We start from the raw sequence: 10,867 nt of genomic DNA, 5'->3' as shown, positions 1-10,867 counted from the left end.
GGTTCTTCGCGGGATCTTGGGGAAGTGGAAGTTGACAGACAGGGTGCTGGTAAACTGGCTGTCTCCAAACACACCACCACCATCACCCTGCTGTCGCCGTGCATCATATTGATATTGCCTCCTTCTGGCCAGGTTATACCGTCATCGCCCAAGCGCTTTCTGCCAACCATCACACCCTGTTTACCCTTGAGCCTCGCGCCGACCTGTTGCCCCGTTGTCGCCGATGCCTGCAACCCACGCCATTGATCCACGACCAACGTATCCGCCGGGTGCGTGAGCGAGACCTATTTGACCGACAAGTCTGGTTACAACTGCCTGTTCGCCGCGTCGACTGTCTGCGCTGTGGTCGCGTCAGTGAACATATCGACTGGCTCCCCTCTGGCTCCCGCCTCACCCGGCGCATGCAGTGCTGGATTGAAGCGCTCGTTCAGTACCTCCCCATCCGCCATGTCAGCCAGCTCACCGGGGTCGGTTGGCACACCATCAAGGAGATCGACAAGCGCCGTTTGCAGACCAGTGTGGGCACCATCGAACTTGGGGAGGTGCGGCGGCTGGTGATGGATGAGTTTGCCCTGCACAAGGGACACCGCTATGCCACCGTGATCATGGATGCCGAGCGAATCCGCGTCCTGTGGGTGGGGCACGGCAACAGCCGGGCCGCTATCCGTCCCTTCTTCGAGCAGCTCGGCGAGCGATGCCAGCAGATTGAAGCGGTGGCGATGGACATGAACACGGCGTTCGACCTGGAGGTGAAGCAACACTGCCCGCAGGCGGAGGTGGTCTACGACCTGTTCCACGTGGTGGCTCGCTATGGCCGAGAGGTGGTGGACCGGGTGCGAGTGGAGCAGGCGAATGCACTGAAAAGCGATAAACCGGCGCGAAAAGTGGTCAAAAGTGCGCGTTGGTTGCTGCTACGTAATCGGGCGAAGTTGAGTGAAAAACAGGATGTGAAGTTGCAGGAGCTGTTGGCGGCGAATCAACCGCTGGCGATGGTGTACGTGCTGAAAGAGGGGTTGAAGGGCATCTGGTATGCGCCGAGCGTGTGGGAAGGATGGCGACGATGGCGGAGCTGGATGCGGCAGGTGAAGGAAAGCGGGCTAGCGCCGCTGCAACGATTTGGTCGAAATTTATCGAAATATATGCGGGGGATCCTGGCGAGTGCAAACTACCCGATGCACACGAGTGTGCTGGAAGGGGTGAACAACAAGATCAAAGTGATAAAGCGCATGGCATATGGATTTAGGGACTCAGAATACTTTTTTCTGAAAATCAAGGCGGCCTTCCCCGGAAAGCCGCGATGAACCTAAAAAGAGGGCTCCCGACGGGAGCCCTCTCTCATTCTGCAATCAGCACAGTGGGCCGACTCAGTAGTCGCCACAGGCCTTCTTGGCAGCCGTGATCATCGGGGTGATGGTCATGCCTTGCACCACGATGGAGAACATCACCACCGAGTAGGTCATCACCAGGATGACCTGACGCAGGTCGACGCCATGTTCCGGGATCATCATGACGCCGGAGGGGAGTGCCAGTGCCATCGCCATCGCCAGACCACCGCGCAGGCCACCCCAGGTGAGGATCCGCACCGAGAAGGTGTTGTAATTGCGGAATCGGCGGAAAGCCACATAGGGCAGCGACACGCTGATAAAGCGGGCGCCCAGGCAGAGCGGCACCGCAATGACCAGCAGGATCCAGTCACGCCAGGCGAGATCCAGCAGTACCAGCGCCAGACCGATCAGCAGGAACAACAGGGCGTTGAGGAACTGGTCCATCAACTCCCAGAAGTGATCCAGGTGATGGCTGCTCTGCTCGGAGAAGCCGGAGTGACGGGTCCAGTTGCCGATCATGATGCCGGTGACCACCATGGCCAGTGCGCCGGAGACGCCGATCATGTTGGCAAAGGCAAAGCCGGCGGTCGGGATACAGAGAGTCAGCAGCAGCTCCAATGAACCGTCATCGGTGGCGCTGATCATCACGTGGGCGATGAGACCCAGCACGGCGCCGAACAGGATGCCGCCGAGGGCTTCGTGCAGGAACAGACCGGCCACGCTACCGAAGGTGGGCTCGACACCGCCAAAGGCGACGGCAAACACGGTAGCGAAGATGACGAGGCCAACACCATCGTTGAACAGGGATTCCCCTTCGATCTGGATGGCGATCTGGGGCGGCGCTTTCATCTTCTTGACGATGGCCAGTACGGCAATCGGGTCAGTGGGGGAGATCAGCGCGCCGAACAGCATGCAGTAGACCAGCGGCAACTCCCAGCCCAGCAGCTTGGCGATAAACCAGAAGCCGTAGCCGATGAGGAAGGTGGAGAGCAGGGTGGCAATGATGGCCAGAATGGTGATCTCCCACTTCTGGCTACGCAGCGCCTTGAGGTTGATGCCGAGGCCACCGGCGAACAGCAGGAAGCCCAGAATCCCCTTCAGCAGGAAGTTCTGGAAGTCGATGCTCTCCATGGTCTTGACGGCAAGAGGTTCCAGATTGAACCAACCCAGTTTGCCAAACAGCACCAGCAGTGCGGAGATCAGCATGGAGCCCGCAGTAATGGCGATGGTGGTCTGGATCTTCACAACATACTGGTTGGCAAAGGCGATAAAAATCGCCAACGCTGCCAGAAAACAGAGTGTGTAGTAGACGCTCATAGTTATTTTTTTCTCGTTGGTAGACAGCAAGCACGTATCCCTATGCAGGACGGGCATAGGTTACTCTCGGGCCCTATGTTACTCATTACCCATAAATGAGTATATGGTGGTGCATTTGGACTGATAGACGGCTAGATTTCCATTTTATTTGTTTGCTGTTAGGATGCTGTTTACGCAGTTGCATGGATGTAAGAGGAACACGCGGTGTCGAACGTAATGTCGAGCAGAGAGCCGAGCAAGCAGTCGGACGTAACAAAGAAGCTGGAAGCCTGCCTCAGGGAGCGGATCCTGATCATCGACGGGGCCATGGGCACCATGATCCAGGGCTACAAACTCGGTGAGGCGGATTATCGGGGTGAGCGGTTTGCCGACTGGCATACCGACATCAAGGGCAACAACGATCTGCTGGTGCTGACCCGTCCGGCGGTGATCCGCGAGATCCACGAGCAGTATTGTGCTGCCGGGGCCGACATTCTCGAGACCAACACCTTCAACGCCACTCGCATCGCCATGGCCGATTACGAGATGGAAGAGTTTTCCGCCGAGATCAACCGGGAAGCCGCCCGTCTGGCCCGCGCCGTGGCAGACGAGTGGACGGCAAAAGATCCCGCCAAGCCGCGTTTCGTCGCAGGGGTGTTGGGTCCCACCAACCGTACCGCCTCCATCTCGCCGGATGTGAACGATCCCGGCAAGCGCAACGTCACCTATGACCAGCTGGTGGCCGCCTACACCGAATCGACCCATGCCCTGATCGAGGGCGGAGCCGACATCATCCTGATCGAGACCATATTCGATACCCTCAACGCCAAGGCGGCCGCTTTCGCGGTGGAAGGGGTGTTCGAGGAGCTGGGTTACAGCCTGCCGGTGATGATCTCCGGCACCATTACCGATGCCTCCGGCCGAACCCTCTCCGGCCAGACCACCGAAGCCTTCTACCACTCGCTGCGTCACGTAAAGCCGGTGTCGTTCGGCCTCAACTGTGCGTTGGGGCCCGATGAGCTGCGCCAATATGTGGAGGAGCTGTCTCGCATCAGCGAATCCTGCGTCAGCGCCCACCCCAACGCCGGTTTGCCCAATGCGTTCGGCGAGTACGACCTCGATGCGGGTGAGATGGCGGAGCATATCCGCGAGTGGGCCCAAAGCGGCTTTCTCAACCTGGTCGGTGGCTGTTGCGGTACCACCCCGACCCATATCCGCGCCATGGCGGACGCTGTGGCGGGCATCAAGCCGCGTGTGCTGCCCGAGCTGCCGGTGGCCTGCCGCCTGTCGGGCCTCGAGCCCCTGATCATCACCCCCGAGTCCATGTTCGTGAACGTGGGGGAGCGCACCAACGTCACCGGTTCGGCCAAGTTCAAGCGGCTGATCAAGGAGGGGCTCTACGACGAGGCGCTCGATGTTGCCAAGCAGCAGGTAGAGAACGGCGCCCAGATCATCGACATCAACATGGACGAGGGGATGCTGGACGCCGAAGCGGCCATGGTGCGCTTCCTCAACCTCATCGCCGGTGAGCCGGATATCGCCCGGGTGCCTGTGATGATCGACTCCTCCAAGTGGGAGGTGCTGGAAGCGGGCCTCAAGTGCGTGCAGGGCAAGCCGGTGGTCAACTCCATCTCCATGAAAGAGGGGGAGGAGAAGTTCATTCAGCAGGCTAAACTGCTGCGCCGCTACGGCGCAGCCGTCATCGTGATGGCGTTCGATGAAGCGGGTCAGGCCGATACCCGCGCCCGCAAGTTCGAGATCTGCCAGCGTGCCTACCGGATCCTGGTGGATCAGGTCGGTTTCCCGCCGGAAGACATCATCTTCGACCCCAATATCTTCGCGGTGGCGACCGGCATCGATGAGCACAACAACTACGCGGTGGACTTCATCGAGGCGGTGAAGGACATTAAAACGCACCTGCCCCACGCCATGATCTCCGGCGGCGTCTCCAACGTCTCGTTTTCGTTTCGCGGCAACGAGCCGGTGCGCGAGGCGATTCACGCCGTCTTCCTCTACCACGCCATCAAGAACGGCATGGACATGGGGATCGTCAACGCCGGTCAGCTTGCCATCTATGAAGACATTCCGGCCGAGCTGAAAGAGAAGGTCGAGGCGGTGGTGCTCAACCTCAATGACAACGCCACCGAGGAGCTGCTGGCCATCGCCGAGAAGTATCGCGGTGCCGGCGCCCAGGCCGAGGATCCGCGGGATCAGGAGTGGCGCAGCTGGCCGGTGGGCAAGCGGCTGGAGCACGCACTGGTCAAGGGGATCACCGACTTTATCGAAGAGGATACCGAAGAGGCACGCGCTGGCGCCGAGAAGCCGCTGCATGTCATCGAAGGGCCGCTGATGGATGGCATGAACGTGGTCGGCGACCTGTTCGGGGCGGGCAAGATGTTCCTGCCGCAGGTGGTGAAATCGGCCCGGGTGATGAAGCGGGCGGTGGCCTATCTGCAGCCCTATATCGAGGCGGAAAAATCGGGCGGCTCCAGCAACGGCAAAATCGTGCTGGCGACTGTGAAAGGGGACGTGCACGACATCGGCAAGAATATCGTCGGGGTAGTGCTGCAGTGCAACAACTTCGAGATTGTCGACCTCGGGGTTATGGTCTCCTGCGAGACGATTCTCAAGACGGCGCGTGAGGTCGGCGCCGATATCATCGGGCTGTCGGGTCTCATCACCCCGTCCCTGGACGAGATGGTGCACGTGGCCAAGGAGATGGAGCGTCAGGGCTTCAAGCTGCCGCTCTTGATCGGCGGTGCCACCACCTCCAAGGCCCACACTGCGGTCAAGATCGAGCAGAACTACTCGGAGCCTGTGGTCTATGTCTCCAACGCCTCCCGCGCGGTGGGGGTGGCCCAGAGCCTGCTCAGCCCGGATCTCAAGGAGGCGTTTGTCGCCCGCATCGACAAGGAGTACGAGATCGCCCGGGATCAGCATGCCCGCAAGCAGCCGCGCTCCCGTCCGGTCAGTCTGGCTCATGCCCGCGCCAACCGGCACCAGCTGGACTGGGTTGGCTACCAGCCGCCGAAGCCCCGCGAGCTCGGGGTGCAGAAGTTCGAAGATGTGGCCATTTCGGTGTTGCGCCCCTACATCGACTGGACGCCGTTCTTCCTCAGCTGGGAGCTGGCAGGCAAGTATCCGCGCATCCTCGAGGACGAGATCATTGGCGAGGAGGCGACCAAGCTGTTTGCCGACGCCAACGCCATGCTGGATCAACTGGAAAAGGATCAGAGCGTGCGCTGTGCCGGGGTGATCGGCCTGTTCCCGGCCAACGCGGTAGGAGACAGCATCGAGGTCTACAGCGACGAGTCGCGCACCGAGGTCATCAAGGTGCTGCACCACCTGCGCCAGCAGAGCGAGAAGCAGGGCTTCCCCAACTACTGTCTGGCGGACTATGTGGCGCCGAAAGAGAGCGGCAAGCCCGACTGGATCGGCACCTTCGCGGTGACCGGCGGCATCGGTGAGGAGGCCATCGCCAAGGCCTACAAGGCGCAGCACGACGATTACAACGCCATCCTTATTCAGGCGGTGTGCGACCGTCTGGCCGAAGCCTTTGCCGAGTACCTGCACGAGCAGGTGCGCAAGGTGCACTGGGGTTATGCTCCCGACGAGGCCCTCAGCAACGAGGAGCTGATCCGCGAAAACTATCAGGGCATCCGTCCGGCCCCCGGTTATCCGGCCTGTCCGGAGCACACCGAGAAGGGGAGCATCTGGGAGTTGCTGGATGTCGAGCAGGCCATCGGCATGCAGCTCACCGAATCCTACGCCATGTGGCCGGGGGCGGCGGTGTCGGGCTGGTACTTCTCCCACCCCGAGAGCAAGTACTTCGCGGTGGCGCAGATCCAGCAAGATCAGGTGGAGGATTACGCCGCCCGCAAGGGGATGACGCAGGCAGAGGCCGAGCGCTGGCTGGGGCCAAACCTGAACTGACTCCCGCGTGACATCGGTTGATCTTTAACGAGAAACGGCGGCATCCTTGCACGGGTTGAACAACCTGCGCAGAGCCGCCGTTTAACCTGTTGGTCACAGTGATGTGGTAGCGTGCGGTTTTGCGTGGTTTGTCTTGTTGTCAGGATAAACAATTGGCGTTGTCTTGGCGCTGTGGCACCTTATACTCTCCCGCCCCATCCTGCCCAGGCACAGCCTTCTAGCGGAATTGTCATGAAGATCGCCATTTTATCCCGTGAGCCGAAAAACTACTCCACCCGCCGTCTGGTCGAGGTGGCGCAGGCGCGCGGTCATCAGGTAGAGGTGCTCGACACCCTGCGCTGCTATATGAACATCGCTTCCCACAACCCCTCCATTCACTACGAGGGTGGGGAGCTGGGAAGTTATGACGCCGTGATCCCCCGGATCGGGGCCAGCATTACCGCCTACGGCACCGCCGTGCTGCGCCAGTTCGAGATGATGAACACCATGGCCCTCAACAGCTCGGTGGCCATCAGCCGCTCCCGCGACAAGCTGCGGGCGATGCAACTGCTCTCCCGCCACGGCATCGGCCTGCCCATCACCGGCTATGCCCACAGCACCCACGACGTGCCCGACCTCATCACCATGGTGGGCGGGGCGCCGCTGGTGGTGAAACTGCTGGAGGGAACCCAGGGGATTGGCGTGGTGCTCTGCGAGACCCAGAAAGCCGCCGAGAGCGTGATCGAGGCCTTTATCCAGACCAACAACAACATTCTGGTGCAGGAGTATATCCGCGAGGCCAATGGCGCCGACATCCGCTGTCTGGTGGTCAATGGCAAGGTGGTTGCCGCCATGCGCCGCCAGGCCCAGCCAGGGGAGTTTCGCTCCAACCTGCACCGTGGCGGCACCGCCGAGGCGATCAAGATCACCCCGGAAGAGCGCGCGACCGCGGTGCAGGCCGCCAAGATCATGGGGCTGGATGTGGCGGGGGTCGATATCCTGCGTAGCGCCCGTGGCCCGCTGGTGCTGGAGGTCAACTCCTCCCCCGGATTGCAAGGGGTGGAAGCCGCCTCCGGCAAGGATGTGGCCGGCAAAATCATCGAGTTCCTCGAACTCAAGGCGAGCCGCAAGAACAAACCGGCGGAGTGAGCCTCAGGCTTGCATCCGTCAGATAAAAACAGGGCGCCCTCGGGCGCCTTGTTGCTATCTGGCTGGTGGGTTGGCGGTGCCACTGCGCCCTCACCCTAGCCCTCTCCCAAAGGGAGAGGGAACTGTTCGGCAGTGATCATCGCCAGCCGGGCGCTGAATACGCCATTCTCCAGCCGGGTGTCGATCTGCCAACCGAGTTTCTCGCAGATGCGCTGGATGATGGTGAGGCCACAGCCGTAGCCGAGGATCTGATCCGGTGCCGCCGCCGTCGGGTTGCTGATGGTGAGCACCGGGCCACACAGCTCGATGTCGATATGTCCCTCGGCATAGCTCAGGGCATTTTTCAGCAGGTTGCCGAGGGCGATGGCGAGCAGGGAGAGGGGGGCATTTACTTCGCTGCTCTCATCCAGATTAAGCCGGATATCGAGGGCCTCCCGCTGCAATAGCGGGGCTAGGCGGGCCAGCTCCTGACGGATCAGCGGGGTCACCTGCTGCAGCGGTCGCTCCACTGCCTCCTTGCGGCCCAGCAGCAGGAAGGTCTCGGTGAGCAGCGCCATCTCGTCGGCGGCGGCGCGGATGCGGGTGGTGGCGCGGGCGGCCGGTGCGGGCAAGTCCGTCACCTTGCCGAGCAGGGCCGCCGAGCCCTGGATCACCATGTTGGGGGTGCGCAGCTCGTGGCTGGCGAAACGGCTGAACTCCTGCTCGCGGGCGAACACTGCGCTCACCTCCTGTTTGCCGGCCAGCAGCGCCAGCTCGATATCCCGCAGCTCCTGCCAGGGGGCGTCGGGCTCGAAATCCGCCTGATCCGGGGTGAGGTGGGCGACCCTCTGTTGCAGCCGTTGCAGCGGCCCTGTGATATGGCGTACCAGCCAGATACCGAAGCCGAGGCAGCCCAGCAGCAGGGTCACCCCGATCAGTCGGGTGGCCAGATGCAGCTTGTCTTCGTAGGGGTCGAGGTAGTCGTCGGCGTCGTCGTTGAACACCAGATAGAGCAGTCCCTCGCCGGAGGGGTGACGGGCCACCAGAAAGTGTTTGTCCTCCTTGCCCAGTTGGTGCTCGAAAAAGCCGGGAGTCTGGTAGGGCTTCAACCACTTGGGCAAGCGGCCCGCCTCGGTCCAGTAGCTGGAGAACTGCCTGGGGCTCGGGGCGGCCGCCGCCGGGCCGAGTCGCAGCCAGTCATCGCTGTAGCGGGTCACTTCGGCTTCCAGCCAGTGGCGCAGGCTCAGCTCTTCCATCTTGTCTTCGGCCACCAGCATCAGGCCGGAGAGCAGGATCAGCAGCACCACCCCGGCACCGCCGAGCGCCATGATCAGGCGGCGGCGAAGGCTCGGCAGACTCATGCGCTCACCAGTCGGTAGCCCTGACCGTGCAGGGTCTCCAGCATGGGAGTGGGGAAGGGCTTGTCGAGCGCGTTGCGCAGGGCGTAGATATGGCTGCGCAGGGCATCGGAGTCGGGCTCCTCATCCCCCCAGACGGTGTCGAGTACCTCCTGACGGCTGACGATGGCGGGGGCGCGGCGGGCCAGCAGGGCGAGGATCCGGAACGGGATCTTGCCGAGTTTGAGGGGCTCACCGGCGCGGGTGGCGCGGCCGCTGGCGACATCGACCGTCAGATCGCCAAAGCTGATGGCCCCCACATCGCCGCGCGGGCCGCGCAGGCTCAGAGCTTGCAGCCGTACCTCCAGCTCCTCCATGGCGAACGGCTTGACCAGATAGTCATCCCCCCCCGCCTTGAAGCCTGCCAGCTTGTCTTCCAGGCTGTCGCGGGCGGTGAGAAACAGCACGGGAGTGGCAATCCCCTGCTCGCGCAGGCGCGCCACCGTGCTGAGGCCATCGAGGCGCGGCATCATCACATCCATGATGATGACGTCGAAACGCTGCTCCTCCAGCAGTTGCAGCGCCGCCTGACCGTGATAGGCACAATCGAGGCGGTGACCGGCCAGCTCCAGATAATCCATGATGGTTTCCGCCACCTGAGGATTGTCTTCCACTACCAAAATCTTCATGCTTTGCTCTCCTGGTTGGCGAGCGTTTCACGCTCTTTTCACACCGGATTCGGCATCCTGTTTGCCAGTGTAACCCCGAGGATCCCTGATGAAGAAGTCTCTCTGCGCCCTCCTACTGCTTATCTTGTTGCCACTTGGCACCGCACAGGCGACCGAATTCAAACTGACCGGCCGCACCACCTGGCAGCTTGGCCAGTTAATGGTCAACGGCATGCCGTTCGTGATCGACGACCAGACCCGCTTCAAGGATTGGCTCAACGAGGATGATCTCGGCGGCACCTGGGTCGAGATGAAGGGGGTGGTGGAGAACGGCGTGCGCTATGTGCGCAAGGTCGAAGCCCTCGACGAAGATGACAAGGACGAGATGGATCTGGAGGGGCCGGTGGAAGGGGGGCGGATCTGGGGCTACACCACCTCGGATAACAGTCTGGCGCCGTTTGAAGGGCGCTGGCTCGAGCTGGAGTGCAAGTTTGACGGCATGCGCCTGAGCCGCTGCCGCGAGGATGACTGATCCGATCTCTGCGTTCCGATTAGAAATGCTCCCGAATGAAGCCCATGCTTGTCCAGCATGGGCTTTTTGTTCAGGGACGAACGAAGATGGAACAATCGAGAAAGTGGTGTGCATGGATGCTGGGTGTGCCGCTCTGGGCGGCGCAGGCGGGAGCCGACGAATTGTGGCTGGTGGAGCTGGAGCACAGCGACGGCATCCGCCTGCAATTTCAGGGGGCCGAAGTGGAGCAGGGCAGTGCCGCCGTTTGGCGGCAGGGGGAGATTTGGCCGCAGCCACTCAAGCCCGGCGACCAGCTCGCTCTGCTGGTGGCTGATGGCGTTGCCACCCGGATCGAGCTGCAGGCCGCCAGAGCCCCGCTGGCCAATCAGCCCTGGCAGCGGGCGCAAGATCGCCTTCAATCCTTCGATGATCGGCAGCTCACGCTGGCAACCCTGGGCACAGTGCCACTCAATCCGCAGGTGCGCTGGGTCAACGGTTCGGTCGCCGATCTGCACGCCGGGAGCGAGCTGGTATTGATCCGTTCGGCGGATGGAATATTGCAGGGAATTGAAGTGATCAATCCGGAAGAGTAATTCGGGAATTCAGATAATAAGTGCGACACTCATGGATGAATGGCGAGAGGTGGCCAACTGATGATTGGTGGTACCCTTATGCTCGCCAAAGTAAAAG

8 protein-coding genes are annotated in these 10,867 nt (G+C 61.6%); 5 read left to right on the top strand and 3 right to left on the bottom strand.

Going from position 1 to position 10,867, the window contains the following annotated elements:
- Nucleotides 1–98 precede the first annotated feature (98 nt).
- Complete coding sequence (locus AB5Y97_RS16360) at nt 99–1,301, top strand: ISL3-like element ISAeme19 family transposase (protein WP_368157222.1); 1,203 nt, start codon at nt 99–101, stop codon at nt 1,299–1,301.
- Nucleotides 1,302–1,364: 63 nt separating this feature from the next.
- On the opposite strand, the gene AB5Y97_RS16355 is transcribed toward AB5Y97_RS16360, so the two are convergent.
- On the bottom strand, nt 1,365–2,642 hold the full coding sequence (locus tag AB5Y97_RS16355; protein WP_021231596.1) for a sodium:proton antiporter: 1,278 nt from the start codon (nt 2,640–2,642) through the stop codon (nt 1,365–1,367).
- A gap of 216 nt (nt 2,643–2,858) precedes the next feature.
- On the opposite strand from AB5Y97_RS16355, the gene metH reads away from it, so the two are divergent.
- Together metH and rimK are read left to right on the top strand one after the other, a co-directional pair.
- Nucleotides 2,859–6,554 (top strand): methionine synthase, encoded by a 3,696-nt coding sequence (metH, locus tag AB5Y97_RS16350; RefSeq protein ID WP_201947802.1) that lies wholly within the window; start codon nt 2,859–2,861, stop codon nt 6,552–6,554.
- Between the two features lie 231 nt (nt 6,555–6,785).
- Complete coding sequence (gene rimK, locus AB5Y97_RS16345; protein WP_005340088.1) at nt 6,786–7,682, top strand: 30S ribosomal protein S6--L-glutamate ligase; 897 nt, start codon at nt 6,786–6,788, stop codon at nt 7,680–7,682.
- 95 nt (nt 7,683–7,777) lie between these two features.
- Here rimK and AB5Y97_RS16340 read toward each other — a convergent pair whose 3' ends face one another.
- Both AB5Y97_RS16340 and AB5Y97_RS16335 read right to left on the bottom strand, forming a co-directional pair.
- On the bottom strand, nt 7,778–9,022 hold the full coding sequence (locus AB5Y97_RS16340) for a HAMP domain-containing sensor histidine kinase (RefSeq protein WP_120416270.1): 1,245 nt from the start codon (nt 9,020–9,022) through the stop codon (nt 7,778–7,780).
- Nucleotides 9,019–9,687, bottom strand: coding sequence for a response regulator transcription factor (locus tag AB5Y97_RS16335; RefSeq protein WP_005340090.1), 669 nt, complete (start codon nt 9,685–9,687; stop codon nt 9,019–9,021). The genes AB5Y97_RS16340 and AB5Y97_RS16335 overlap by 4 nt, the downstream gene beginning before the upstream one ends.
- Nucleotides 9,688–9,775: 88 nt before the next feature.
- On the opposite strand from AB5Y97_RS16335, the gene AB5Y97_RS16330 reads away from it, so the two are divergent.
- Together AB5Y97_RS16330 and AB5Y97_RS16325 are read left to right on the top strand one after the other, a co-directional pair.
- Nucleotides 9,776–10,198: a hypothetical protein gene (locus tag AB5Y97_RS16330; RefSeq protein WP_005340092.1), complete on the top strand. Its 423-nt coding sequence runs from the start codon at nt 9,776–9,778 to the stop codon at nt 10,196–10,198.
- 86 nt (nt 10,199–10,284) lie between these two features.
- On the top strand, nt 10,285–10,770 hold the full coding sequence (locus tag AB5Y97_RS16325; protein WP_368158482.1) for a hypothetical protein: 486 nt from the start codon (nt 10,285–10,287) through the stop codon (nt 10,768–10,770).
- Nucleotides 10,771–10,867 lie beyond the last annotated feature (97 nt).

Origin of the sequence: Aeromonas sp. R10-2, assembly GCF_040908445.1 — a bacterium.
In the GTDB taxonomy this organism is placed as follows: domain Bacteria; phylum Pseudomonadota; class Gammaproteobacteria; order Enterobacterales; family Aeromonadaceae; genus Aeromonas; species Aeromonas veronii.
Note: the sequence above shows the minus strand (reverse complement) of the source record. Positions and strands in the feature narration are given on the sequence as shown.

Coding starts and splice junctions, on each gene's coding strand:
- AB5Y97_RS16355 (WP_021231596.1), bottom strand. CDS start 2,642: ATGAGCGTCTACTACACACTCTGTTTTCTGGCAGCGTTGGCGATTTTT.
- metH (WP_201947802.1), top strand. CDS start 2,859: ATGTCGAGCAGAGAGCCGAGCAAGCAGTCGGACGTAACAAAGAAGCTG.
- rimK (WP_005340088.1), top strand. CDS start 6,786: ATGAAGATCGCCATTTTATCCCGTGAGCCGAAAAACTACTCCACCCGC.
- AB5Y97_RS16340 (WP_120416270.1), bottom strand. CDS start 9,022: ATGAGTCTGCCGAGCCTTCGCCGCCGCCTGATCATGGCGCTCGGCGGT.
- AB5Y97_RS16335 (WP_005340090.1), bottom strand. CDS start 9,687: ATGAAGATTTTGGTAGTGGAAGACAATCCTCAGGTGGCGGAAACCATC.
- AB5Y97_RS16330 (WP_005340092.1), top strand. CDS start 9,776: ATGAAGAAGTCTCTCTGCGCCCTCCTACTGCTTATCTTGTTGCCACTT.
- AB5Y97_RS16325 (WP_368158482.1), top strand. CDS start 10,285: ATGGAACAATCGAGAAAGTGGTGTGCATGGATGCTGGGTGTGCCGCTC.